Annotated in this window: 22 protein-coding genes; 14 read left to right on the forward strand and 8 right to left on the reverse strand. The window is 56.0% G+C overall.

Annotated features, from left to right (window positions below; genetic code table 11):
• Window positions 1-238: 238 nt before the first annotated feature.
• On the forward strand, window positions 239-949 hold the full coding sequence (locus ACXAGD_RS20085; RefSeq protein ID WP_475213492.1) for an MBL fold metallo-hydrolase: 711 nt from the start codon (window positions 239-241) through the stop codon (window positions 947-949).
• Window positions 950-1,547: 598 nt separating this feature from the next.
• On the opposite strand, the gene ACXAGD_RS20090 is transcribed toward ACXAGD_RS20085, so the two are convergent.
• On the reverse strand, window positions 1,548-3,254 hold the full coding sequence (locus tag ACXAGD_RS20090) for a BCCT family transporter (protein WP_475213331.1): 1,707 nt from the start codon (window positions 3,252-3,254) through the stop codon (window positions 1,548-1,550).
• Window positions 3,255-3,527: 273 nt separating this feature from the next.
• Here ACXAGD_RS20090 and ACXAGD_RS20095 point away from each other — a divergent pair, with 273 nt between their 5' ends.
• Complete coding sequence (locus tag ACXAGD_RS20095; protein ID WP_475213333.1) at window positions 3,528-4,442, forward strand: LysR family transcriptional regulator; 915 nt, start codon at window positions 3,528-3,530, stop codon at window positions 4,440-4,442.
• Window positions 4,443-4,720: 278 nt separating this feature from the next.
• Here the strand turns inward: ACXAGD_RS20095 and bfr are convergent, their stop codons facing one another.
• Window positions 4,721-5,206 (reverse strand): bacterioferritin, encoded by a 486-nt coding sequence (gene bfr / locus ACXAGD_RS20100; RefSeq protein ID WP_170330683.1) that lies wholly within the window; start codon window positions 5,204-5,206, stop codon window positions 4,721-4,723.
• A 333-nt stretch (window positions 5,207-5,539) separates the two neighbouring features.
• On the opposite strand from bfr, the gene ACXAGD_RS20105 reads away from it, so the two are divergent.
• The 4 genes from ACXAGD_RS20105 to ACXAGD_RS20120 all read left to right on the forward strand — a co-directional run bounded on the left by ACXAGD_RS20105 (window position 5,540) and on the right by ACXAGD_RS20120 (window position 7,258).
• Window positions 5,540-5,668, forward strand: a complete 129-nt coding sequence (locus ACXAGD_RS20105) for a hypothetical protein (RefSeq protein ID WP_475213336.1) — start codon at window positions 5,540-5,542, stop codon at window positions 5,666-5,668.
• Window positions 5,669-5,878: 210 nt separating this feature from the next.
• Window positions 5,879-6,070, forward strand: coding sequence for a hypothetical protein (locus ACXAGD_RS20110; protein WP_475213338.1), 192 nt, complete (start codon window positions 5,879-5,881; stop codon window positions 6,068-6,070).
• A gap of 158 nt (window positions 6,071-6,228) precedes the next feature.
• Entirely contained in the window at window positions 6,229-6,678 is a 450-nt protein-coding gene (locus tag ACXAGD_RS20115) for a hypothetical protein (protein WP_475213340.1), read from the forward strand.
• Between the two features lie 109 nt (window positions 6,679-6,787).
• Complete coding sequence (locus ACXAGD_RS20120; protein WP_475213342.1) at window positions 6,788-7,258, forward strand: Dps family protein; 471 nt, start codon at window positions 6,788-6,790, stop codon at window positions 7,256-7,258.
• Between the two features lies 1 nt (window position 7,259).
• Here the strand turns inward: ACXAGD_RS20120 and ACXAGD_RS20125 are convergent, their stop codons facing one another.
• From ACXAGD_RS20125 to ACXAGD_RS20135, 3 genes are all read right to left on the reverse strand, one after another.
• Complete coding sequence (locus tag ACXAGD_RS20125) at window positions 7,260-7,514, reverse strand: DUF1289 domain-containing protein (protein ID WP_475213344.1); 255 nt, start codon at window positions 7,512-7,514, stop codon at window positions 7,260-7,262.
• A gap of 63 nt (window positions 7,515-7,577) precedes the next feature.
• Window positions 7,578-8,066: a hypothetical protein gene (locus tag ACXAGD_RS20130; protein ID WP_475213346.1), complete on the reverse strand. Its 489-nt coding sequence runs from the start codon at window positions 8,064-8,066 to the stop codon at window positions 7,578-7,580.
• Between the two features lie 509 nt (window positions 8,067-8,575).
• Complete coding sequence (locus ACXAGD_RS20135; RefSeq protein ID WP_475213348.1) at window positions 8,576-9,856, reverse strand: MFS transporter; 1,281 nt, start codon at window positions 9,854-9,856, stop codon at window positions 8,576-8,578.
• Window positions 9,857-10,042: 186 nt separating this feature from the next.
• Between ACXAGD_RS20135 and cyoA the strand changes: the two genes are divergently transcribed.
• The 8 genes from cyoA (at window position 10,043) to fdhD (ending at window position 18,523) form a co-directional block, all read left to right on the forward strand.
• Complete coding sequence (gene cyoA / locus ACXAGD_RS20140) at window positions 10,043-11,104, forward strand: ubiquinol oxidase subunit II (RefSeq protein ID WP_475213350.1); 1,062 nt, start codon at window positions 10,043-10,045, stop codon at window positions 11,102-11,104.
• A 33-nt stretch (window positions 11,105-11,137) separates the two neighbouring features.
• On the forward strand, window positions 11,138-13,171 hold the full coding sequence (cyoB, locus tag ACXAGD_RS20145) for a cytochrome o ubiquinol oxidase subunit I (protein WP_475213352.1): 2,034 nt from the start codon (window positions 11,138-11,140) through the stop codon (window positions 13,169-13,171).
• A complete protein-coding gene (gene cyoC / locus ACXAGD_RS20150; protein ID WP_475213354.1) occupies window positions 13,171-13,812 on the forward strand; it encodes a cytochrome o ubiquinol oxidase subunit III in 642 nt (213 codons plus the stop codon). The genes cyoB and cyoC overlap by 1 nt, the downstream gene beginning before the upstream one ends.
• A complete protein-coding gene (cyoD, locus tag ACXAGD_RS20155; protein WP_475213356.1) occupies window positions 13,809-14,165 on the forward strand; it encodes a cytochrome o ubiquinol oxidase subunit IV in 357 nt (118 codons plus the stop codon). The genes cyoC and cyoD overlap by 4 nt, the downstream gene beginning before the upstream one ends.
• Window positions 14,162-14,872 carry an SURF1 family protein gene (locus ACXAGD_RS20160; RefSeq protein ID WP_475213358.1) on the forward strand — a complete coding sequence of 237 codons (711 nt, stop codon included), beginning with the start codon at window positions 14,162-14,164 and terminating at the stop codon, window positions 14,870-14,872. The genes cyoD and ACXAGD_RS20160 overlap by 4 nt, the downstream gene beginning before the upstream one ends.
• Before the next feature lie 230 nt (window positions 14,873-15,102).
• Window positions 15,103-17,397 (forward strand): FdhF/YdeP family oxidoreductase, encoded by a 2,295-nt coding sequence (locus ACXAGD_RS20165; protein ID WP_475213360.1) that lies wholly within the window; start codon window positions 15,103-15,105, stop codon window positions 17,395-17,397.
• A gap of 11 nt (window positions 17,398-17,408) precedes the next feature.
• Window positions 17,409-17,693, forward strand: a complete 285-nt coding sequence (locus ACXAGD_RS20170) for a hypothetical protein (protein ID WP_475213362.1) — start codon at window positions 17,409-17,411, stop codon at window positions 17,691-17,693.
• Between the two features lie 47 nt (window positions 17,694-17,740).
• Window positions 17,741-18,523, forward strand: coding sequence for a formate dehydrogenase accessory sulfurtransferase FdhD (gene fdhD / locus ACXAGD_RS20175; RefSeq protein WP_475213365.1), 783 nt, complete (start codon window positions 17,741-17,743; stop codon window positions 18,521-18,523).
• Between the two features lie 56 nt (window positions 18,524-18,579).
• On the opposite strand, the gene ACXAGD_RS20180 is transcribed toward fdhD, so the two are convergent.
• Genes ACXAGD_RS20180 through ACXAGD_RS20190 form a run of 3 tightly spaced genes read right to left on the reverse strand, consistent with a single transcriptional unit; the run spans window position 18,580 to window position 26,753 of the window.
• Complete coding sequence (locus ACXAGD_RS20180; RefSeq protein ID WP_475213367.1) at window positions 18,580-19,539, reverse strand: hypothetical protein; 960 nt, start codon at window positions 19,537-19,539, stop codon at window positions 18,580-18,582.
• 10 nt (window positions 19,540-19,549) lie between these two features.
• On the reverse strand, window positions 19,550-21,295 hold the full coding sequence (locus tag ACXAGD_RS20185) for a diflavin oxidoreductase (RefSeq protein WP_475213369.1): 1,746 nt from the start codon (window positions 21,293-21,295) through the stop codon (window positions 19,550-19,552).
• A 4-nt stretch (window positions 21,296-21,299) separates the two neighbouring features.
• Window positions 21,300-26,753 carry a glutamate synthase-related protein gene (locus ACXAGD_RS20190; protein WP_475213370.1) on the reverse strand — a complete coding sequence of 1,818 codons (5,454 nt, stop codon included), beginning with the start codon at window positions 26,751-26,753 and terminating at the stop codon, window positions 21,300-21,302.
• Between the last annotated feature and the right edge of the window lie 2 nt (window positions 26,754-26,755).

The raw sequence follows: 26,755 nt of genomic DNA on the forward strand, positions 1-26,755 counted from the left end.
GAAATCTGCGTCCTTGAATGAGAGCGTCATGGTTGCTCCTATCCGTTTGGAGCACATAGCAGCAAAACTGCGCTCGACCTGACAGGAAGGAACAGGGTTTGCGACAGCACTGAAGGAATTTTCCTAATTCAGGTCGGTCTTATGTAGAACAGGCACTAAAGACTAAAGGAATCAGATCATAGAGAAGCCAATTGCCCGCGACTGGTATGAAGTCATACCATTTTCAGACAATATCAGTCTGATCCGTGAGAAATACGTTGCGGACTGGTTGCGCTGCAATATCTGGCACGTTCGTGGGCGTGACAGGGATCTGATCATCGACACCGGAATGGGATTGCGTCCGTTGGTCGAGGAAGTTGCCTTCCTGACTGAGCGCCCTCTGACTGCTATCATGACCCATTCTCACTTTGACCACGCTGGCGGTCTGCATCAGTTCGACCACCGCTGCGGACATCGCCATGAAGCGCAGATTATCGCGGAACCGACTGCCGCCAATACCGTTGCCGATACTGGATATGTGCGGGCCGAAACTTTCACCGCTCTGCCCTATAAAGGCTTCCGCCATGAGGACTATTTTGTCAAACCAGCGCCTCTGACGCAGCTGTTGGATGAGGGGGATATCATTGATCTGGGGAACCGGGTTTTTAAGGTCTTTCACATGCCCGGTCACTCGCCAGGGTCAATTGCCCTGTTCGAGGAAGAAACAGGCACCTTGTTCAGCGGTGACGTTGTTTATGACGGTGATCTGCTTGATACGCTCTACCATTCAGATTCCGAGCAATTCAAAACCTCTCTGCGCCGTGTGCAGGAACTGCCTCTGACGACCATTCACGGCGGCCACTACCCATCTTTCGGAAAACAACGCCTTTCAGAAATCATTGACGGCTACCTTTCAGGTCGCCAACGCATCAAAGACTCTGCAGAATGGGTACGAGACAATCTGAGTTGAAGCCATCGAGCTCAAAGCTCGTCATTGCCAAGTTGTTGAACGCAGCGGACAGTCCGCCATGTTCCGCGAGCAAGTTTTTTACATCAGGAGTACTGAGCGCCAAGCCATAGTGGACCAAGACGGCATTGGCGATAATCGCGCGAGGAAAAGGGAAACCCTTAAGGCGCGGCATTTTGGGATGAGATCTTCACGCGTGAGCGGTAGCCAGTTCAAAACGAGCAAACAAGCCGTAATGCTATTTCCAGAGATCATTACGCACAAGGCACTGTCTAGGACGCTAAGTTTTCATCATTCTCTACTTTAGAGCCGAGTTTTTTACGTGAGCTCGGTTCTGTAAAACGTTTGTGCGGTCTTAATCTGGCGAGGCAATTCCTAGCTATCAGACGATGCTTAACGAGGTTTAGACGTCTCCATTCAGGTTGCGTGGGCACCCACACCCTCAACGCCGTGCAGTCCGTTGCGGCTAAATCACTCGCTCTCCGCATAAAATCATAGTTTCAGAACAACAAAAAGGCGCCACCCGAAGTCTGAGTGGCGCCAGTGTTTGACGTCTGAGGGAGTCAGAATGTCAAAGAAGGCGTGTATCGCCTTCGCAGCTCTATTCGCCTGCCGTCAGCTCCCCGATCTCGCCATGAGTAGTCGGCACGCCCTTTGCTTCTCGGCGACTGTCATTGTAGATCGCCTTGATCAGCGCAAAGCACATCAAGACCATCACGATTGAGAAGGGCAACGCCCCGATCACCATCGCGGTCTGAATTGCACCGGTTCCGCCCGAAAGCAACAGACCGCCAACAACCAGTGCCAGTGCTGCGCCCCAAAACAGGATGTGAGGACGCGCTTTTGGGCCTTCGTCGCCGGCAGCATTGATTGTGTTTACAATCAGAACCGCCGAGTCAGCCGAAGTTACGAGGAACGTCATCAGCAGGATAACGATCAGCACCGCCATAGCCCAAGCCAGTGCTTGGGCAATTGGAGCCAGCATGAATTCGGTCATCGCAAAGATTTTGTCGCCATTACCTGCATCAAAGATCACGCCGTTTGCGCTTCCGTTCAGCTCCAGATCAATCGCGGTGCCACCGGCCCACGAGAACCAGATGCAGCACATCAGACCCGGAACCAGCATCGCGCCCAGAACGAATTCGCGAATGGTGCGACCTTTCGAGATGCGCGCAAGAAACAGGCCAACGAAGGGTGCAAACGCGATCCACCAGGCCCAGTAGAATACCGGCCACCAGCCCTGCCATTGTGCCAGCAGGAAGGCTTCGGACCCTTCAACACCGTCTGAACGGTAAACATTGAAGCTCAGGTAAGGCAGAGCCAGAACATAGTCCCACAGGCCGACGATCAGCGCCGTTGCACCAAACCAGGTGGCACCGAAGATGATGAAGAAACCCAGCAGGAATATGGACAGAACCATGTTGATGTTCGAAAGCCATTTGATGCCTTTGCCAACACCGGACAAGGCCGAAAGGGTCGACGCGCCCATGATGAAGCTAAGTGCCACCAGAATGCCCACAAAGTTCACGGTTCCCGCAATGCTTTCACCAGCTGCGTTCACCGCCCCGTCAGGGTGTACAAGACCGCCAACACCAATACGGGTCAGACCGGCAACAAACTGATCGACACCAAACCCCAGAGTTTGCGCAACACCCAGAATGGTCGCGACAACAGCAACGATATCAATGATATGACCGATCGTGCCAGACAGGGCCTTGCCAAATAGGGGCGTCAGAGCCGAGCGGATCGTCAGTGGCAAACCGCGACGATAAGCGAAGAATGCCAGCGCCAATCCGATGATTGCATAGCAGGCCCATGCGCCAGCACCCCAGTGCAGGAAGGACCAAACATATGCCGTACGGATATTGTCTGCACCACCCGACGTGGTAATGCCCTGAATAACGCTTGGGTTATTCTGAAAATGCGATACCGGCTCTGCAACCGCCCAAGTCAGCATGCCAACACCGATACCGGCACCAAACATCATGGAGAACCATGAGAAGTTCGAGAACTCCGGCTCGTCCCCCGGCTGACCTAACAGCATGCGTCCTGCGGCCGGCCAGATCGCCAATCCCAGACACACCACAACGAACAAGGCGACGACCCAAATGTACCAGGCGGCAAAGTTATTTAGGATAGAGCTGTTCCAAGCACCTAGTGTTGCTCCGGCTTGCGCAGGCCAGAAGATACACCAAACAACGAGCACGCTGATGATGATCTTGGATACAACGGTAACATTGACGCTAAAGCCACTATAAAAACCCTTGTCCGCCGTTTGGATTGGTAAATCTGTTAAAGGTGGTTTCACAGGTTGTTCTCCCTTGTGTTGGTGCTTCTTGTGGCCGCCGATAGTCAGTTCATTCTGAACATTGTGGTTTTTCGCCTGACATCACTGTATGCCCGGCAGCCGGATTGAAATTTGAACGAGCCAATGGGCCGTTTCGGAACAAGAGCCTGGCCAACAGGCTTGTCGCCAGTTTCAGGTCGATCACTCTTTTCGCTGTGCCTTCTTTTTTGCCGTCCGCGTCGTAATCGTTAATTGTTACTGGCCTAACGGAAGTGAGTGAAGTAGCAGTAAGGAATGGCTGCCATAGACAAAAGCTATAGCAAGTTGATGCGTCACTCGGGTGATTTTGTCGTATTTACAACGGTCTATCGTGTGAAATCTCTGTCCCGAGCTGCAAAGGTTCTGGGAATATCTCAACCAAGTTTGAGTAAACGTGTTCAAAATTTAGAAAGATCTTTGGGCCACGTTCTATTCGAACGAACGTCGCGCGGCCTTAACCCGACATCTACGGCGAAGACACTATGGAAACTTGTTGAAAAACCCGTAGAAGACCTTCGAATTGCCATGGAATCTTTAGAGAGAAACCAAAACGAAAAAACTGTTCTGGTTTCTGTGGACTTTGCTTTTGCTGCATTGTGGCTGCTGCCAATATTACCAGAGATTTTGGACAGCTTCACGGGTCTCAATATACAAATCCTGTCTTCGCAAACCCCACATGCTGCCAAGTTCGACACAGATATAACAATCCATCTTACGGATAGTGAACGCGTATCAGATACGGCTGTTCGTCTTTTGGATGAACGGGTATCTGCCGTTGCTTCACCAAGTTATGTGGCCGAGTATGGTTTGCTTGAAAATTTTGATGACATTGGCAAACACAAACTAATCCATCTTACTAACGTAGATGGAGACACGCCTTGGTACGATTGGGAAACATGGCTTCTTGAGGCCAGCGACGGGGTTGTCAACGCGTCGAGCGGAACGACATTTAATTCTTACGAAATGGTCCTGAAATCGGCCTGTGCTGGACAAGGCATAGTTTTGGGCTGGCATGGACTGATCGACAAGTACCTTCAATCCGATGAACTGGTATTGGTACGAGACGAAGTCCTGGTTTCTGGCCGCGCGTACTTTATGGAATTGGGAAGACAGAATGACCGAACGTATGCGACCAGTGTAGCGCATTGGATAGAACGTGCGTTTCACTAGGTTCAGGAACCGTTAGATTTGCTGTCGCTGTCTCGGCTCAATGATTCTGGCCCCTGATCTTCAGAGGAAATAATCAGCTTTCTATTCTGGCTGACTAACCAACAGATGGAGTGTCTCCAGCCTTATTTTCCGAAGCACCATCTGCTACTTTTCATCCAGTAACGTTCCCAACAGTGTGTCCTTCGACCGTGCCTTCCTGTGTCGGAAACGCCGTCTTGAACCGCCTCATCTCACGCGCCGCAATTACGTCAATGCCGTCGAGCGATGACCTGACAGGGTTAGTCTGCGTCTTCCATCTTCGTCGCGTTAAGTTGAGCAAACAGCTCAGGCCCGACGCGATCATAGAGATCCAACTGCGTCTCAAGAAAATCAATGTGACCTTCCTCGTCTGACATCAGTTCTTCAAACAAACCCATAGACACGTAATCACCCGCGTCCTTGCATACATCTCTGGCTTCTTTGTAGAGGGCTCGAGCGCTTTGCTCGGCTGCCAGATCACATTCCAGCGTTTCACGCGGGTTTTCACCGATCTTCAGCGGATCCAGTTTCTGTAGGTTTGGATGACCTTCCAAAAGAATGATCCGCTGTATCAATTTGTCGGCGTGCTCCATTTCTTCAATGGATTCCTCACGGCTTTTCTTGGCCATGCTCCCCAGGCCCCAGTCGTCCTGAAGGCGATAATGCAACCAATATTGGCTTACGGCCGTCAATTCGTGCCGAAGTGCTTTGTTAAGGTATTCGATTACTTTCTTGTCACCCTTCATCATTAGTCTCCCTGGCTATTTTTGCGCGCTGCTTGGAAGCGACTATGAGGGCCAATACTAGCACTCTTTCGGAATGAGCCCAAAACGGCAAAAATTGCTAAATAATTAAGATAATTAAAAGAAATCCCGACGATTCTTGTTTGGTATATTTCAGAAGGTTCTGACATTGGGTTCAGCCAAACACCAAGCTGGAGCCAAAGTTTGGCGATGCTACAAGACGTTCGAAACCTGTTTTCGCAAACGGCAGGATCGTGGATGAGGTCACACATGGCGCTGACAGAGGATGAAAAAGCCTATGCCTGAAGTCCTGATGACAAAGTTACGACAGGTGGTATGGATAGCGATCCGGCGACCGAAGACAGCGCTGGTTTCTGCCCGACTATGGTTGCGAAACTAGACGACGTGAATGTCGCTAAACTGCATACCGCTCTGAAGTCAATCACTGCCGTGACGGACAGCTAGGGTTCTCTTCCGACGGGTTGGTTTATGCGCTAACCCGGATCAAATGGGTGGTGAAGCAGGCCCGTTTATTGTGTCTGCCATACCGGACTACAACGGCGCGTTATTGCTAATAACCGGGCTCCAACCCTAACTTTCACTGAAAAGATTCAAGCCGGAGAAGGCACGCTGACCCCGGCCAACCACGACACGGGTGAGCGGATCGAAATCGACGTGACCGAGCCGCGACTTGTCACGCTCGATGACAACACCATCATCGTAACCCCGCCGGAGCGCAATCAAGTCGATGCGCGCCACTACGTTGAAATCGACAATAGCGTCTTCGTGGATCTCAACTGGAACGCATTTGAGAGAATTGCTGAGAGCGACAACTCGACGAACAAAAAAGTGACCGCCGCGTCCTAACCTGTACGCGGCACCCTTAAAGATGATCTGCTGCGCGAATTATCGGACTATGACGTGATCAACGGCAAACGCGGCCGTCGCCAACGGTCTAGTTTTCACTTTTTCTGCATCATAGCTTGTTTGGAGTAAATCTTAGTACTATTGTCAGGTACTGAGAATTGAAGTGGTCCCACATCGTGATGCAGGCAATCAGTTTCACACACTCGGAAGACATCCGACCGTCCCGCGCTCCACAGTTGCGCGAGCGGACAATGCAGGTCATCAATCATCTGCGTATGGTTGCATTGCAATGCCGCTCGGCCGCGCGTGTGGATTTGGATCAAGCCTGCGCCCTGTTGCTGGCGGATCCAGCGGACGCGCAGATGCGCCACGCGGAAACACTGATGCGCGGGTTCCGCCAGGCCGTTTCGCAACGGCCCGTGTTTTTCCGCCCCGGGACCACCGAACTATCCTTTGACGAGGCCTGGCTGGGACGCCTGTTCGAAGCAGTTGAAAATTCGGATGACGACAGTTTCCGATTCCTTATCCAATCCCGCGTGCCCCGTTGGACGCAGGGAAATCTGGCCTTTCTTATCCGATCTATATCCGAGCAATTTCATCAGTTTTAGAATTATTCTAAAAAGTTCTTGGAATTCTCTGGTGATCCTCTAAATAGGTGTTAGAGCGCTGTTTTTTCAATCAAACAGAGCAATTAACCGAAGGATCAAGGTGAATTTCATGACCCAGACAGCTATCGACCTGACGACCGATTCTCGCGCCGCCATTGCGGATGCGCTCAACCAATGCGTTGCCGAAACCGCAGTGACCACAATGCTGGCGCAGAACTTTCACTGGAACGTGACTGGCATGGCTTTTGGCCCTCTGCATGACCTGTTTCAGAAGATCTACGAAGATCACTTTGTCGCACAGGACGATCTGGCCGAGCGTGTCAAAGCGCTGGACGCCTATGCCGAAGGTACTCTGGCCGGTATGCTGAAACGCTCGAAAGTAAACGAGCAAGAAGGCGACGCCACCGACAAAGAGATGATCCAGATGATGCTGGATGCTCAGGAAACACTGGCATCAACCCTAGCGGGCGCTGGCGAACTGGCCGCCGGACACGGCGATACCCTGACCGAAGATCTGTGCATCAGCCGTGGTCAGACCCACGAAAAATTCGCCTGGTTCCTGCGTTCGATGCTGCGTTGAGCTAGCCCGCCAGGGTAATTTTGACCTTGGCTTTCTTTTTTTTCAGCTTTTTCAGATAGGCCGGTCCCCAATGGGTGTACCGGCCCATTTGTTCCTGCTGGCAGACAAGCATCTGAAGAAACGCCTCTTGCTGATCGGGGCGCTTGATCGACTTGAACAGCTTTTTCTGGCTTTTGGTCATCGAGCACCCGATGCAATGCCCTTCGCGGCGGAACTTGCAGACGTCGATGCAGGGCGTCGGGACTTTCTTGCTCATGTACAGAACTCGCTTAAGCGCCGATCGGACGGTGCATGGCTGGTAAGTGATCGTGTTAACTATTCAGATAATCTGTGAGGAAGCGGTCGCCAAGCCCCATTCATAGGTTTCCGTGTCTTTCCAGCCCTCTAAGACCGACAACAGGCGGTGCATGACTACTGCCAGCACGTGGGCAAACATGTCGTCATCGGCAACCGGCATCTCGACCGAAGCCACAAGCGGCGTAGCACTTTCATAGAATTCAACGGCACGGGGTTTTGCCAGGTGATCCGTGAAAGTGCTGGACCCGAACACGGTTGTTTCATTGAGGTCCATGAAATCCTCGTCGAGGTTGGCGTCACTCTGCCGCAGCACATGAGCAGAGCCGTCGAAACCATTTGCCGAGATGGACAGGGTCCCTGCCCTGTCGGTCGCTATCGAAAATGCAATATGCGCCTCAGTACTTTCCGGCAGCGTCAGGCTGTTCCAAACCTCTGCGGCCTTGCCCTCTTGACCGATCAGATATGTCCCTTCCCGATCTTCCAGCCGGAACAAACACGAGGTATCGCCCATCCGCGGTTGCCAGCTTAGCGCTTAGACAGCCCCGTCCGGCACAGTCAGGCTGGCCACTTTCAATGAGGCGGAAAACGCCATGTCAGTCGATATGAAGGGCTCGATCTCCCCTGCCGAGACGGTTCCGTTTCCGTCCTGATCCTCGGCTCAGATGCTGGATTGCTCGAAGCGGAACAGCGCGGGCTATGCGCTGCCTTCATCGCCCCGGCGCCTCCGGAAGTGTTTGTTGAATGGGGAAATTCGACCATGTCCATGCGAGTTTCTTAGGATCGGGGCTCATAGCCAGTTGATCACGAGGATACTTTCGCAAACTTATTCTGAGTCTTGGAATTTGGCGCAGACGGGCCGATTGTACTGCCATTCAGGTGAATTGCTGAAACGGTGATCCAGTTCAAGGCGACGTTGCACCATGATTTCTTTCAGATCCCCTCGGCTGTGGGGGCAATCTGTTCACACAAGGGGACATCGAAGAACTCACAGCGCCTCACGCCCCCAGGTGGTTTTGCCGTTCAACCGGCCTTGTGCACCTCTTCTTCCGCCCCGCGTTTGTCCAGCAGGAAAAGAGCTGCAAATGTAACCAGAGCACCCGACAACAAATACAGGCCAGCCGCCCACAGACCCAGCAACGCGGTCAAGCCAATACCGACCAGTGGCGCAAAAGCAGCGCCAATGATCCACGACAGATTGGTTGCCATGGCTGAACCCGAATAACGGTATTGCTTCGGGAACCGACGGGGCACGATCGCACCGGCCTGACCATAAGCCAGTCCCAGAACCACAAATCCAAACAGAATGTAGTAATATGGGTAGTGAGCCAAAGTCCCTATCATCAGGCTGAGCAACACGATCAAGATCGTGCTGATGCGGATCACTGTGCGGCGATTGTACCGGTCGGCCAACACACCAGAGGCAATAACCGACAGAATCGCAAGCGCACCGCCAATCAATTGCACAGTCAGAACCTCGGTGATTTCAAAACGCTCGTAAATGACCGCAAATGCCAGTGGGAAGACTGTAACCATATGGAACAGCGCATAACTTGCCAGCGGCAAACAGGCGGACAGGAAGATTGTCTTGCCTTCGTTTCGAACCAGTTCGGGCAGCGGTGCCGATTTCATTACTTCTGGCTCGACCCCCAAATCAGAGTTCAGCAACCGCACACGGGCATAGAGCGACACCACATTCACGGCCATCACCGCAAAGAAGGCAAAACGCCAACCCCATTTTATGAATTCTTCCGGCGTCAGGAACCCGTGCAAAACGTAAAAGATCGAGGCCGCCACAACGAAACCGATCGGACCACCCAGTTGCGGCACCATGGCATACAGGCCCTTGCGGTTTTCAGGTGCCGCATTTTGCAATTGCAGCGTCAATCCGTCCCAGGCACCGCCAAGGCCTAGGCCCTGAAGAACGCGGAAAACGGCCAGCAATATTGGTGCAAACCAGCCTATTTTTTCGAATCCAGGTAGCAAGCCGATCGCAACAGTGGACGTTCCAAGCAAAAACAGAGCCAGCGTCACCTTCCCGACCCGACCGATTTTGTACTGCAAAGTACGCCCGGCAAGACTGGCGACAGGGCGGGCAAGAAACGCCAGTGAAAAAATCGCAAACGAGGCCAAAGTACCGCTCAGCGGGTCGAGCATCGGAAAGAGAAGTTGCGGGAAAACCAACGCGGACGCGATTGCATAAACGAAAAATCCAAAGAAATCAGTCACTCGCGCCATGACGACCGTTGTGATCACTTCGTCTATCGTAGCGGTATATCGTGGTGTGTCACTGACGTTTGTCATGTTATACTCCTGATTTGACCCAGTCTTTCCGGAGCGTCACGCCAAAGGTATTTTCGCGGGTCATGTTTTGTCGCATTGCAGCACGGCTGAAAACCATGCACAAGGCCCCTGCAAGCAGAGGTATGTGAAATGTCTCGCCAGCTTAGCAATTCTTCAGTGAAAAACAGAACCAAGAGACGCAAAAAAATGAAGCGCGCACTTTCCGCGACGGCTCTGCTGTCGCTATTCGTACTGCCCGGGTGCGATATGGTTGTTCTCAACCCATCCGGCGATGTTGCCAGCCAGCAGGCTGATCTGATTCTGTATTCCACTGTGTTGATGCTGATCATCATCGTGCCTGTGATGGCCTTGACGGTGTTCTTCGCTTGGAAGTATCGCGAATCCAACAAGGACGCGACGTATGAGCCTGATTGGGATCATTCCACCAGCCTCGAGATCATAATCTGGTCCGTTCCTCTCGCTATTATCATCAGCCTTGCGGGTCTGACTTATGTGGCCACTCATCGCCTAGACCCGTTTCAGCCGCTGACCCGTCTGTCGGACGGGCAACCAATTGATCCGAACGTCGAGCCGATGGTGATCCAAGTCTCGGCGATGGATTGGAAATGGCTGTTCATATACCCTGAAGAGGGAATTGCCACAGTGAATGAGGTGGCTGCAATCGTGGATCGGCCGATCAAGTTCGAGATTACGTCTACCACCGTTATGAACTCGTTCTTCGTGCCTGCATTGGCCGGCCAGATCTATGCAATGTCTGGTATGCAGACAGAACTGAACGCAGTGATTAACGCGCCGGGCGTCTATGACGGGTTCTCGGCCAATTACAGCGGCGAGGGGTTCTCGCAGATGCGGTTCAAGTTCCATGGGCTCGACCAAGGCGACTTTGACGCCTGGGTGGAAAAGGTGCGTGCTCAGGGCACTGCGCTGGATCGCGAAGCGATGGCTAAGTTGAACCAACCGAGCATTTCTCATCCCGTCACTTACTACGACGCAGTTGAAGACGGGTTGTGGGACAAGATCGTCAACCTCTGCATTGAGGATGATGCCCTGTGTCTGAACGACATGATGATGGTGGATGCTCTGGGCGGAGGCGGCCTGGAAGGTTTGTTTAACCGCGAGATGTTCCGCGGCATCTGCTCAGCTGACGATCCAGGCGCGTTGATGGCACTGATCCGCCCCGAGATGCGAATCCGCGAAGACGAAATCATTACTGCGATGACGCTGGTTCCACCAGCGACCGCAAACTGACCTGAAACGAATAAGAAACGGAAAGATAACGCAATGTCGCTATCTCACGGAACCGCTGACGGACATGCCAAGTTGTCGTCTGTTGATCCTTTCTGGGGCAAACTCTCTTGGGACGTGTTCCCCTTTTACGAACCGATCGTGCTGTTCACCTTCATCGGCGTGGTTCTTGGTGGCCTCGCCGTTCTAGGCGCGCTGACCTATTTCCGCCTTTGGGGCTATCTCTGGAAGGAATGGTTCACCAGCATCGACCACAAGAAAATCGGGATCATGTATATGGTCCTCGGACTGGTCATGTTGTTGCGAGGCTTTGCTGACGCGCTTCTGATGCGGGGTCATCAGGCCATCGCAGCCAGCGGGGGCGAGGGGTATTTGAACGCTCACCACTATGACCAGATCTTCACCGCTCATGGTGTGATCATGATCTTCTTTGTGGCGATGCCCTTTGTCACCGGCTTCATGAACTATGTCATGCCGCTGCAGATCGGTGCGCGCGACGTGGCGTTTCCGTTTCTCAACAACCTCAGCTTTTGGCTAACCGTCTCGGGTGCGATTCTGATCATGCTCTCGTTGTTTGTCGGCGAATTCTCGACCGCTGGTTGGTTGGCCTATGCGCCATTCTCGGGGCTGGATTACAGTCCGAGCGTTGGGATGGACTATTACCTGTGGTCGCTGAACATCGCCGGGATCGGGACAACCTTGTCAGGCATCAACCTCGTGGTCACCATCGTTAAGATGCGCGCACCGGGTATGACCCTGATGAAGATGCCGGTCTTTGTCTGGACCACGCTGTGTACCAACATCCTGATCGTGGCGACCTTCCCTGTGCTGGCGGCCACGCTGGCGCTGTTGACGGCGGATCGCTACCTGGGCACCCACTTCTTCACCAATGATCTGGGCGGCAACCCAATGATGTATGTGAACCTCATCTGGATTTGGGGTCACCCCGAGGTTTACATCCTGATCCTGCCGATCTTTGGTATTTTCTCGGAAATTGTTCCGACCTTCACCGGCAAGCGTCTGTTTGGCTATACCTCGATGGTCTATGCGACCTGCGTGATCATGGTGCTCAGCTACATCGTCTGGCTGCACCACTTCTTCACCATGGGGGCCGGGGCAAATGTGAACGCCTTCTTTGGCATCACCACGATGATCATCTCAATCCCGACCGGGGCCAAGATCTTCAACTGGCTGTTCACCATGTATAAAGGCCGCATTCGGTTCGAGACCCCGATGCTGTGGGTCATGGGCTTTATGCTGACCTTTGTCATCGGTGGTATGACCGGCGTTCTGCTGGCAGTACCCCCTGCGGACTACGTGCTGCACAATTCACTGTTCCTGATCGCGCACTTCCATAACGTGATCATTGGTGGCGTGGTGTTCGGTATCTTTGCCGGTATCATCTACTGGTGGCCCAAAGCGTTTGGTTTCAAGCTGGAGCCGTTCTGGGGCAAAGTCAGCTTCTGGTGCTGGATCATCGGTTTCTATCTGGCCTTCATGCCGCTGTATGTGTTGGGCCTGATGGGCGTGACCCGCCGTCTCAGCCAGTTTGAGGATACGTTCTATTCGGTCTACTTCATCGTTGCCCTTGTGGGTGCACTGTTCGTCGCCGCCGGGATCGGAGCCTTCATCGTTCAGATCATCGTCTCGATCCTGAAGCGGGACGAACTGCGCGACACGACGGGCGATCCGTGGGATGGTCGAACGCTGGAGTGGTCCACATCCTCGCCACCGCCTTACTACAACTTTGCCTTCTCACCGCGCGTGTATGAACTGGACGCCTTCACTCAGATGAAGCGCGAAGGGTTCACACGCCCGACAGAAGGCTTCGTGCCGATCCACATGCCGCGCTATACCGCAACGGGTATCGTGATGGCCGGGTTCCTGACCATCATGGGGTTTGCCTTGGTCTGGCATGTCTGGTGGCTGGCGGCAGCCAGTTTTGCAGCGACGCTGATCTACGGCATCGCCCATACCTTCAACTATGACCGTGACTACTATGTCCCTGCGGATGAAGTGCGCGAGATCGAGAACCAGCGGACACAACAGCTGGCAGGGGCTGCGGAATAATGAGCGACACCACAAGCGAAACGCCAAAAGAGTTCTTCGTGATCGAAGACCCTCATCACGAGGAGGATCACGGAGAGCACCACCATGAAACCGGAACCATGCTTGGGTTCTGGATCTACCTGATGAGCGATTGCCTGATTTTCGGCATCCTCTTCGTCACTTATGCAGTGTTGGGCAAGAACTATGCAGCTGGCCCAGCCCCTGTGGACCTGTTCGAGATCGAGATGATCCTGGTGGCGACCTTTGCGCTGCTGTTTTCGTCGATAACTTACGGATTTGCAGTGCTGCGAATGGACATGGACGATCTGCGCGGCACAATCCTTTGGCTGATCGTCACCGGGTTGTTCGGGGCTGGGTTCCTGTATCTTGAGTTCGAAGAGTTCAATCACCTGATCCATATCGGTGCTACCCCGCAAGCCAGCGCATTCCTTTCATCCTTTTTCGTGCTGGTCGGGACACACGGCCTGCACGTGCTGGGCGGCAGCATCTGGCTGATCGTCCTGCTGATGCAACTGGGTCAGCACGGTCTGACCCACGAAAACAAACGCAGGGTCATGTGCCTGTCGTTGTTCTGGCACTTCCTCGATCTGATCTGGATCGGCGTCTTTTCCTTGGTCTACCTTACGGGGGTGCTGCTATGAGCGATCACGCAAAAGGGGGCCACGGCACCTTCAAGTCCTACATGATCGGCTTTCTGCTGTCGGTCGTCCTGACACTGATCCCGTTCTGGGTGGTGCTGGGCGACGTAACCGACAGCACAGGCTGGGCCATTGCCATCATCTTTACGCTGGGGGCCACGCAGATGATGGTGCACATCCATTACTTCCTGCATGTCTCGCTGAAGGTGGAAGAAGGCTGGCAAGCCATGTCGCTAGGTCTGACGGTCCTGCTGCTTGTCATCGTGATGGCCGGGTCGATCTGGGTCATGTTCAATCTGGATGAGAATATGATGCCCGCCCACGAACAGATTGAGCGGGTGCGCAACCTGCCATGAACGATCAGAACACCGCGCGGCGGCCCATTTGGGTCAGAGCTCTGCTCATAGGGCTGTCGGCGGTGTTGATCGTGGTCTTTGTTCTGCTGGGCAACTGGCAGGTGCGTCGTCTGGCCTGGAAAAACGATCTGATTACCGCCGTTGACGCGCGCGCCTTTGGCGAACCAACTGCCCTGCCCGCGCAGTTCGACCCAAAACTACACGCCTATCAGCGCGTCTCGGTTGATGGCCAGTTTCTCGACAGCCCCGCAGTTTTGGTCAAAGCTGTGACCGAGATTGGCCCCGGCCTCTGGGTGATGTCACCACTTCAAACCGATCAGGGCGTATTGTGGGTCAATCGCGGCTATGTTCACGCGGATGTTGCCTCGCCAGAGGACTGGACACCGCCGCAAACACCAATCACCGGCTTGCTGCGCCCCACTGTCGAAGGCGGCACTCTGCTGGAACGGAATGATCCGGAAGTCGACCGTTGGGTGTCACGCGATACGAAGGGTATGTCAGTTGCGCGAAATCTTGGCCAGACCCTGCCGTACTTTCTGGATGCCGATCATCAGGGCGCACCAGGCACATGGCCGCGCGGGGGATTGACCGTCGTTAAATTCAGCAATTCTCACCTGTCCTACGCACTGACATGGTATGCCATGGCTGTGCTGTTTGCAGGGGCATTGGTATACGTCCTGTTAGGTCGACACTCTGAGTCCGCTTAATTAGCACCCCTTATCGTAATATCAGAAATTACGCACAAATAACTTATCAAATACCCTTCTCTACAATTGACACATGCGCGATTCCGTCGCATCTAGAGCTTGAAACAGCCACTGGAACAAGAGTTCCAGAAGCATGCGAACAATCACAGTTAATTCAGTATTTTATCCGGGCCACCGGCGCATGTCGTGTGCGTGTTCCCAGCCCGAACAGAATGCAACCGGGGGCGGGAATGGCGGGGAAAAAGCACATCGGCAAAAGCTCGAACGCTGCTGGCGGTTGGGGCGCCCTGAAAAGCGTTGGTCGTCAGCTGATGGGCAGCGGCAAGCCCGTGTCCGGTGCCAAAACAATGTTGAAGGCCAACCAACCTGATGGCTTCGATTGCCCGGGTTGTGCTTGGGGCGATCCTGAACATGGTTCTTCATTCGAGTTCTGCGAAAACGGCGTCAAGGCAGTCGCATGGGAGGCGACCAAAGCCCGCGTGACGCCCGAGTTTTTCGCCAAGCACACTGTCACTGAACTGCGCGGCTGGACCGATTACGATCTGGAACATCAAGGCCGCCTGACTCACCCTGTGCGCTACAACCCTGAGACCGATAAATACGAGAAGGTCGACTGGGATGCCGCCTTTACCGAAATCGGTGCGGCCCTGAATGCGCTGGATGATCCCAACCGGGCCGAGTTCTACACCTCGGGTCGCGCCAGCAATGAGGCGGCGTTCCTGTATCAAACCTTCGTTCGTCTTTATGGCACCAATAACTTCCCTGACTGCTCGAACATGTGTCATGAGGCCAGCGGTGTCGCCCTGACCGAGGCGATCGGGATCGGCAAAGGCACCGTGCTACTGGAAGACTTCGAAAAAGCGGATGCGATCTTTGTGGTTGGCCAGAACCCTGGCACCAATCATCCGCGCATGCTGGCCGATCTGCGCAAGGCCACCCAGCGCGGCGCCCGGGTTGTGGTGTTCAACACGCTCAAGGAAAAGGGCCTGCATCGCTTTGCTGACCCGCAGAACAAGTTGGAAATGATCCGGGGCGGGTCCGAGGCGACCTCGACCGATTACTTCCGCCCGCGTCTGGGTGGAGATATGGCGATCTTCCGCGGCATGGCCAAAGTGGTGTTTGCTGCTGATGATACGGCATTGGCTAACGGACAGCCTTCGGTTCTGGATCACGAGTTTATCACCGAGCATGCTCATGGTTTCGACGCCTACCGCGCTTTGGTTGAGAGCACGTCATGGGAACAGATCGAGGAACAATCCGGTCTGACACACGCCAAGATCGAAGAAGCCGCCGAAATCTATCTGTCGGCGGATAAGGTGATCACCACCTGGGCGATGGGCGTGACGCAGCACAAGCATTCGGTTCAGACAATCCGGGAAATCGCCAGCTTCATGTTCCTGCGCGGGAATGTCGGACGGCCCGGCGCGGGTCTTTGCCCGGTGCGCGGCCATTCCAACGTTCAGGGCGATCGCACCGTTGGCATCAACGAAAAAGCCCCCGCACCGCTGCTGGACGCCATGGAACGAGAATTGGGCGCCCCGATGCCCCGCGCGCCCGGCCACAACGTGCTGCACGCGATCGGCGCGATGCTGAACGGGCAGGCCAGAGCATTTATCGGACTGGGCGGCAACTTTGCCCGTGCCACTCCGGACAGTCAGTTGATCGCACATGCGCTTGGCAATCTGGACCTGACGGTGAATGTGGCCACCAAGCTGAACCACGGCCATTTGCTGCCGGGCAAGCTGTCTTTCATCCTGCCCTGTCTGGGCCGTACTGAGATTGATCGAAACTCGGCAGGAGTACGCCAGATCGTGACGGTCGAGGATTCGATGTCGATGGTGCATGGCTCAGGCGGGATCAACCTGCCGGCCTCGAAAGAACTGAAATCCGAAGTTGGCATCGTCTCGGGTATCGCCAAGGCGACCGTAGGCAACGGCGTCGTCGACTGGGACGTATTGGCCGATGACAATGACAAGATCCGCGACCTGATCGCCCGTGTTTTGCCCGCCTTTGGCAACTACAACGAAGCGGTACGCAAGCCACGTGGGTTCCACCTGTACAACAGCGCTGCTGTGCGGGATTGGAAGACCCCGACCGGCCGCGCCAATTTCTCTGCCACCGACCTGCCGGATCAGACAGAGTGGCAGCGGGCGCAAAGCAACGATCAGACCTTTGTGCTGCAGACCTTCCGCTCGCATGACCAGTACAACACCACCGTTTACGGTATGGATGACCGATATCGCGGTGTTTACGGAGAGCGTCAGGTCGTCTTCATGCACCCTCAAGACGTGGCCCAACTGGGCGCGGCAGCAGGCGACCGGGTGAATGTGGTCGGATGTCACGACGATGGCATTGAACGGATCGCGCGGGACTTCCGATTGGTGCCTTATGACATCCCGCGCGGTTGCGTAGCGGGCTACTACCCCGAATTGAACGTTCTGGTGCCGTATCAGGCCTTCGGCGACAAAAGTTTCACCCCCGCCTCCAAGTCCGTGATGGTGCGGTTCGAAATGTCGGAGCAGTGAGGATGGACAACATGCTGATGCAAACCATCACGGACCTGCTTGAACGAAACCCGGATGTTCTGAGCCCTCTGGCAGCCGGGGTTCTGGCGGCGGCACATCATGGTCTTTCACAGGACAGCCGCAGCTTTGCGGCCAAGCTGGGGATTGCGCATGCGTTGGTCCTACGCGAATGCGTGGCATTGGCTGAAGATCATCGGTTGATCGACCTTGATGACCGACACGACCGGTCTCAGCGCGTGTTCTTTTCCTTGACAGTACAAGGTCATAACGCCCTTGCCAGAATACATTCGACATGACCGCGCCATTTCGGGAAAGCCCTGTCGTTCAATTTCCGACATCGCGGATGGTAACGGTCGCTCGTTACCCAGACCGCGCGACTCGGGTCAGGGATCTGGCAAGCGAGGTTCCAGTGGCGGTTGTTTTCAACGGAACTACGGCCGCGGTGATGATGGCCTCACCTGCAGATGTCCATGACTTTGCCTTGGGTTTTGCCATGACCGAAGGCTTCATCGCGGGCCAGGATGACATTACGGAGTATGAACAGGTCGCGCACAAGACAGGGATTGAAGCGCGGTTCTGGTTGAAAGAGGACGCCTCCGAACAAGTTTCAGCGCGACGGCGTGCGATGATGGGCCCGGTGGGATGTGGGCTGTGTGGTATCGACAGCCTAGAGCAGGTGACGCGAACTCTACCCCGTGTGACGGATACATCGCTACGGATCGAGGTCGATGAAGTGGCCCACGCGCCCGAGTCACTGCGTGATCATCAGTTCTTGCATGATCGGACCCGATCAGCACACGCCGCTGGATTTCTGGTTCCGGGTAAAGGAATTGTCATGGCCCGGGAAGACGTCGGGCGTCACAACGCATTGGACAAGTTGCTGGGCGCATTGATCCGATCAGGCACCGACCCGGCCATCGGCGCAGTGGTTGTGACCTCGCGGGTGTCACTTGAGTTGGTCCAGAAAACTGCTTCTTTGGGCTGCCCTATGCTGATTGCGGTGTCATCGCCGACAACCCTTGCGGTGGATATTGCGGATCAGACCGGTATTACCTTGGTGGCCAACGCAAAAAGGTCTGAATGTGCGGTTTTTACACACGAGTATCGCATTTCGACCAAGCGTTGACCGCCACTTGTGACCTTAGGCGCAAACGGCGGACGGTGAGGAAAATCAACACCGCTCTAATGCGAGCGGGGCATAGCCAGCAGCAGGTTCCTCCAGTCCTGCCCGCATGACAACGGCGGCGCGGTCAGAATTGCGACCGCTCGGTCTTTGCGATCGTAGATTTCCAACTGCCAATGCAGACGAGACGCTGCCACCCAGATCGATCCGATCTCGGCTGTGTCGATTGCAAAGGTGCTGATGGATGACGCGCATGTCAGGATTGGACCTTGCCGGCCAATCCGCTCAATCCGGCCCGCTTGCGCCTGCATCAGACCTGTCGCACAAACAATGCGGGTAAAATCTCTGCGGGCGTGGTGCAGTTGCTCCAGAAATCCGCAAAAAGCCCCATTGTCGACGCGCCAAGCCTTTTCTCTACCCATGTGACGCAGACATTTCAGGCGCGCGTGCCCCCGATCTGTAAGGAAATCATTCAGATGATCTGCAGCAACGGATTTATCCCACGACTGGCGGGCGGATCGTATCGCGTTGAAGGGCACAACATTGTCATGTTCAGCCAAAAGCGGTTCAGCCTGTTCAGGTATTTCGGTTTCGGTCACATCCAGTGACTCCGCCACGCGCACATCATAGTCGGTGACGAACTGAACGCGATGCTGCACCTCTCCGTTGCGGTCCACTGCCAACAACGCGCCGGGCTGATCCAGGCGCGGATTGCGATTGTAGCGGGCCAAAGAAACTGGCGCTGTATCAAGATACCTCAGGTTTACCCGCCGAGCGTTGACGTTGTAGGACCTGTTGGCCGGTTGCAGGCCAGCATAACCGCCCCGCCCCGAGATAATCGCAACCTGATTTCGCGTTGTTATCAGCGCGTCTTCGAACTGCGTGCCCAGCAAGGCCAGAGTCTCGACATCCCAACCCAGCAAGGTCACATCCGTCACACGCGACATCTCGCCAAGCGTATTGGGTAATACGGCAGCCATAGGACAGGCAGCCAGCGCCTGTCTGCTGAGTTGTGGCATGGGAGGTCCTTTAATAGACGTCCCGCACGTAGCGCTTTTCACGCTTGAGGCGGTTGACGTAGTCCGTTGCCGCCTCAGGCGTCATGCCGCCCTGGGTTTCGATAATTTTGTGCAGTGCCGCATCCACGTCACGCGCCATGCGGGTGGCGTCACCGCAGACATAAAAATGTCCACCCGCTTCCAGCATAGCGAACAGATCTTTACTGTTTTCCTGCATGCGGGTCTGGACGTAGATCTTTTCCTTCTGGTCACGCGAAAATGCCAAGTCCAGCCGGGTCAACAAACCCGAGCCGCTGAGTGCACTTATCTCATCCTCGTAGATGAAATCGCTTTCTCGGTGCTGGTCGCCGAAGAACAACCAGTTGGCGCCTTTCGCACCACGCTCACGGCGCTCTTCCAGAAACGCACGGAAGGGGGCAATGCCAGTGCCCGGCCCGACCATGATCATTGGCACGTTGTCGTCGGTCGGTACGCGGAAGGCCTTGTTCGGAGACATGAATATGCCCGCCTGCGCGCTTTCAGGCGCATGATCGGCAAGGAAAGTCGAACAGACGCCACGGTGCGGTCGGCGGTTATAGGTCCAGCGCACAGCGGCCACGGTCAGATGCACCTCCCCCGGATGCGCCTTGGGACTGGACGAGATTGAGTAGGCGCGGTGCTGCAGCGGCTTCAGCCAGCTGACCACTTCATCCGGGTCCAAAGGCAGGTTTGGGTTAAGCTGCAGCAGGTCCAGCAGGTCCTTACCCCAAAGAAAGGCGTCCAGAGCTTCCTTGTCGCCATTTCGGACCACGTGGCTGAACTCATAATCACCAGCCAGCGGGACCAGCGCCTTTATCAGATCGCGCGACGGGGTGGTGATTTCGAACTTTTTCATCAGCAGCTCGGACAGGGGCGCGTCGTACCCCGCTACCGCGTGATCAGGGCTGACACCAAGTCGCTGGATCAGCGATTGAACCAGATCGGGGGCGTTCACAGGCATCACGCCAAGCGCGTCGCCTGCTTCATAAGACATCCCGCTGTCGCCGAGTTCAAAGGCGATGTGGCGGATTTCCTTGGCAGAGTTTGCGCCGGACAGAATGCGGTTGTCGCACACCGTCGCCACATAGGGCTTCTTGCGCGACCAGCCCGATTTCGTCAGCTTGGCATCAGCGCGCGCAGGGACCGGCGCAGTCGCAGATTCAGCTGTCGGAAGAGTTGAGGTCAGCCAGCCGGTCGCAACTTCGTCATAGTCCACATCGCAATCGACCCGATCACCCAACCGTTTCGCGCCCAGTTGCTCCAGTCGCATATCGATCAGCTTGGCTGCTTGGCAGAAATACTCATAGCTGGTGTCGCCCAGACCCAGAACACCGTAATTCAGGTTTTCCAGACGCGGAGCGGTCGATGACGACAGCGCCTCCCAGAACAGCCCCGCATTGTCGGGCATCTCGCCCTCACCATAGGTCGAGATGACGACGACCACATGTTCCATTGTCGCCAGTTGTTCAGGCGTTACCGCGTCCAATTCTTCAAGCTTGGGGGCGAAACCGCGGGTGCGGGCCAGGGTTGCAGCCTCGTTCGCGACGTCTTCGGCATTGCCAGTCTGAGTACCGTAAAGGATGTTCAGCGGCTTGGCCTGAACTGTGGCTTCGGACACCGCAACCGGGGTCGCGCCACCCATTGCCGCGCGGGAATGAAGCCCAGCCAGAAAGCCACCAAGCCAAGCGCGTTGGTCACCGGAAAATGGTGCGTCTTCGGGAATATAGGGTAGTTGCATTCTGTTACTCCGCAGCGGTCCTTGCCACCAAATCAGGCAGGGCCGTCGTGGCGAATAGTTCGTCAAAGCTTGGGATATCTCCCAGAGCAGCTCGGTTCTTGGCGTCCTGATGCAGGATCCAGGCATAGGTGCCGGGGCTGTCCATGCTCAGGATATTGCGCATCGACAGGGCGCGTTTGAAATCGCTCAGGCGTTTGTTCGACACCAGAACGGCCAGCCCCGCCTCCTCGTAATCGGCGATCGCGGTGCGAGCATGTTTGGCCAACCACATCATCAGCGCAAAATCCTCGGTCAGCACCAGGTTGCGCGCGGCCTTGTCCACGGCGCGCTGGTCCGCGGTTTTGCCGACGCGTTTGCGCGCCAGACCCTGCGCCATTTCCAGCACCGTATAGCTGTTGAGCAGGCGGAACATCTCGGGTGTGTCCATCTCGCCATAGGCCGGAAAAGCACCCTTATGCACCGGACGGCCCCGTTTCCAAGCGCGTTTCAGTTCTGCCACTTGATGCGCAGCCAGCGCGGTCGCCAGTTCCTCGGTCAGGTCTTTTTTCGACTTGGCCGCCAGGATCGCATCCGCATCCTGATATTGCAGCAGCGCTTTGGGCATAACCCACGCCATATCCGCCTGTGCCTGTTCCCAATTCGACAGTAGATGGGCCGCGCGGGTCGATCCTGTCGCCTCATGATGCCATTCCAGCAACTGCCGCACCGCCTCACGGTGGATGTCGGCCTGCGGGCTGCCGTCATTGAGTTTGCCCATAAACACACTGTCTCGTGACAGCATATCCGGCAGACGATTTTCCGGGTCGTACTGATAGGCAAATCCACCGGACATGCCGTTTCCGAACCCTTTCGAGAACCCTCCGATGTTCAGAATCGCACCGTTGGTCATATATTCGGCGCAGAAGTCACCCACGCCTTCGACCACTGCGGTCGCGCCCGAGTTCCGAACGGCAAAGCGGTCCCCCGCCTGCCCTTCGATGAACAACCGACCGCCGGTGGCGCCGAACAGGGCAAAGTTTCCGATCAACACGTTTTCATCCGCCGATCCGCCACCCGGCGCGCGGACGATGATTTCGCCACCACAAGCGCCTTTACCGACACCGTCATTGCAGGTTCCGGTATGATCCATCACCATACCGTCGTTGCAGAAGGCGGCAAAGCTCTGACCCGCCGACCCCTGCGTCACCACGCGCACCGAGCGATGATCCAGATAGCACCGACCGCGCGCATCTTTCAGCGCGGCGGCGGGCAGCGTTTCAAGTTGGTGGTTCAGCATCCGCTCAATATCAATCGCCAATTGCCCGCCAACCGATTTGTTGCGGTTGTTCAGCGGTTCATTCGGACGCAGTTCAACGGCGGTTTCATCGTTCTCGATCAGGCGCAGGCGCACCTGTTCAAGCAACCCGTCATCCACTGCAAAATCCCGCTCTAGGTAGACGGGATCCTGCATCGGTTTCTCCGGGATATGGGTCAGCATCGGCCGCAAGTTGAGCTGCCCGACCGAGGCCGGGTGATCCAGCAGATGCAACAGATCGGCTCGACCACGCGCCTCGTCCAGCGATTTCAGCCCCAGATCGGCCAGAATCTCGCGGGTTTCGTGGGCGATGTTCAGCAGATACTGCGCCAACGCGCGAGGGTCACCGTCGAACACCTCGGGGTTGGTGGTCAGTCCGGCGGGGCATTTAACGTTGCAGTTCTTGGCCATAACGCATTTCAGCATCATCAGCGCCGTCGTGCCGAATTCAAAGCTGTCGCCGCCCAGCAGGGCGGCCTTGACCACGTCCGACCCGGTCTGCATTGCGCCAGAACAGCGCAATGATACTTTTTGACGGATACGGTTGGCGACCAGAGCCTGATGCACCTCGGCGATCCCGATCTCGGCCGCGCGTCCTGTGTATTTCAGCGAGGTCACCGAGGCTGCACCGGTGCCGCCGGTCGAACCGGCTACGTTGATCACATCAGCGCCCGCCTTGGCAACGCCAACGGCAATGGTGCCGATCCCTTCCGAGGATACCAGTTTGACGATCACTCGCACACGGGCGGCCTTGGCGTCGTGGATTAGCTGGCCGAGGTCTTCGATCGAATATGTGTCGTGATGCGGCGGCGGGCTAATCAACTCAACACCCGGGGTGCCGCCACGGGCTGCCGCAATCTCGACCGTGACTTTGGGCGCAGGCAACTGACCGCCCTCGCCGGGCTTGGCCCCCTGCCCGATCTTGATCTCGATCTCTTCCAGATTGGGCTCGGCCAGGTACCCCGCCCAGACCCCAAATCGGCCCGAGGCGAACTGTTTGATCCGGCTAGCTCGGATAGTGCCGTAGCGGCTGATGTGCTCGCCGCCCTCGCCCGAGTTTGACATACCGCCGACCATGTTCGTGCCGTGCGCCACTGCCTCATGGGCTGACGCCACCAATGCACCATGGGACATAGCGCCTGAAGCCAATCGCGGGGTGATCTCGGACGCCGGCTGCACCTGCTCCAACGCGATACGATCCGGGGCTGGGCGGATGCGCGAAAGGTAATCCAACGCCTCACCGCGTACGGCAACCTTCAGTTCTCCTCCGATGATGGAGTGGCCCTCGACATCGTCACCGAACCGCTGAACCAGAGTTTGTCGCAAGGCATCCAGACGCCCGATATCCCGTGCTTTCGGCCCGGTCAGGGCCAGCAGGAACTGCCCATCACCGATATCGACCACATCCAGCCCACGGATCACGAAATCGCGGTTGCCGGCGCGGTTGAACAGCTTCATCTCGCGCTTGATATCGGCCACCTTGTCCATGAACGTGATGTCCGCTGGGAAGGCCAGCACATCGCGCAGTGCAGCGGGGCGGCGGGCGCGTTCATCCGCCATCATGCGGCTGAAATCACGGTAACCGGGGGTGATCCGAAAACCGTCAGCCTGTTCCTTTGTCAGCTTGTCAAAGCTGGTGTTGACATAACCATCCTCTGAAATACCAAAGGCGTCATCCATCTGGCGCAAGGTCAGCAGGCGCAGCGGATCGATCTCTTCGTCGTTCTGCGCAAAGGTAATGGGCTCTTCTGTCAGGTCTACAAACCCGCGCACAGCGGTCACACCGTAAGAGTGCCCCGCCCCCTCGGAGCGTTCCTTGAACAAGCCCAGCATGGGGATGTCGCTGTCTGCCTTCACCTGCAGCGCGCGTTCATGCCAGTCGACCACCGATTGCGCAATCGTGTTGAACTGCACTCCGCCCACAGGTGTTTTCATATTCGGGAAATACCGCGCGAAAACACGGTCATTGGTGTCGAGGAAATTCGGCTCAAAGAACTCACCGCCCGAATAGCTTTCGACGGTACAAAGTCCGACCTTGCCCATCGTTTTCATAAGGGCCTTTTCGGCGGCTTTGCGGAACTTCATATAGGCTTCGGTAACGGCGTCGCCCTCAAACAGCTCTTCCGCCCGCATCCGAACACCCAGAGGATAGACCGCCGCCGCTCCGAAACCCAATGCGCAGGCGATATGGTGGGAAGACGCAATCTGACCGCTTTCAATCACCAAACTGGTTTTGAACCGCAGCCCTTCTTCGATCAGGCGCTGGTTCACCGCCGAAACGGCTAGCGTCATCGGCAGCGCCGCCCGATCCCGTGCAATGTGGCGGTCGGAGATAATGGCGATCCCACCGGTGTCACGCGCAAAACGCACGACGTCTTCGGCCAGAGCATCCAACGCACCCTCAAGTGCAGCTTCATTGCCCGTCGGATCGCCGAGCACCGGCGCGTAGAGCATGTCAAACCGAGCCCAAGGCGTGTCCGTCTGCGCCTTGATCTGTAGAACATCGGTCATGCGAAGAACCGGGCTGTCGATAACGATCTGCGGATGCCGGGCCTGGCCCAGATGCGGCTTTTCACCCAGCGACACCCGTAGGGTCATACCGTCTGCCTCGCGGATGCTATCGAGCGGCGGGTTCGTCACCTGCGCAAACCGCTGGCTGAAATACTTCGCTACACCGCCTTCATTATCGGACAGCGCGTTGATTGCATTGCCATATCCCATGGCCGAGACCTTCTCGACCCCGGTCTGCAGCATCGGGTCCATCAGGAAGCGGAAGGTTTCCTGATTTAGCGTATATGCCACATAGCGTGCGGGTCGTTCCAGATCGCCCTGATAACGGGCCGCGGCCTGTTTGGGGTCCATCTCGGGATCAGGCAGATCGTCCAGATGGGTGCGGGCATCCGCAAGCAGCGCGGCATAATCGTTATGGGCCGCCAGCGTCTCCAGCGCTTCCTGCGTCTCAATGATCCGCTTTTGGGAATGGTCAAAGTAGATCATACCCCCGGCCTCGACCCGACCGCGGCGGGTGACGGTTTCGGGCGGAAAGCTGATTTGCCCCGCCTCGGACATCACCGCCAGATATTCATCCGTTTCAACCGACCGCAACGGACGCAGACCCAGCCGGTCCAGCCGGGCACCGATGATGGTGCCATTACCGAACACCAGCGCCGCCGGACCGTCATTCTTTTCCTCGAACAGCGAGAAATACTCGAGCATGTCCAGAACATCCTGCGACATCCGGCTGTCGTTTTCCCAGGCGGGCGGCATCATGGCGACAACAGCCGCAACCAGATCAAGCCCTTCGTCACAGACACGGCTGTTCAATGTTTGGTCCAACCGGCAACTGTCCGACTGACCGGGGGGGCGGATGATTGAGGTATTTCGGGCCAGCGCAATCGCGGCCTCAGACAGGCGATTCTTTTTGTCGGTGTTCAATTCACCATTGTGCGCCATCAGCCGGAATGGCTGCGCCATAGATGGGTGCGGATCGGTGTTGGTCGAAAACCGCGTGTGGAAATACATCGTGTGGATGCTGTGATCAGGGTTCGACAGATCACTGAAATAGGGAATGATCTCCCACGAGTTCAGCCGCCCCTTAAAAACCTGCGTACGGTGTGACAGAGACAGAGGGTACAGCCCTTCCAGATCTTTGTCCGTATAGGCGATGGCCTCGATCTCAAGCAGCGCCTTGTGGATCTGTTTATCTACCGCATTGCCGTCCAGAACTTTCGGCAAAGCAAAAACCCACTGTACGATCGGCAGCTGCCATTTTACCGCCCGCGCACCGATTGCATCGTTGTTTACCGGAACATCGCGGCGCAAAAGGATCGAGAACCCATGGGACTGTAATGTCTCGGCAACCAAGGACTCGGCGCGCGCATGCTGAGCCGTATCAGCCGGCAGGAAAAAGTTGCCGACACCGAAACGGCCCGCGTCCAACGGCTGACCAACCAGGGCCGAAAAGAACCCGGCGGACAAATCGACGCTGATACCGGCCCCATCACCCACACCTTCAGACGACATTCCGCCACGATGCGGCACTGCGCACAGGGCCTCATGCCCCTTTAGCAGGACGTCATGGGTTTGCTTTCCATCTTTTCGCGTCAGGAAACCCACTCCACAGGAAGAATGTTCCAGGGTCGGGTCGTAAAGCTGGGATGACATCG

The organism is Ruegeria sp. ABF4_144 (assembly GCF_056160045.1).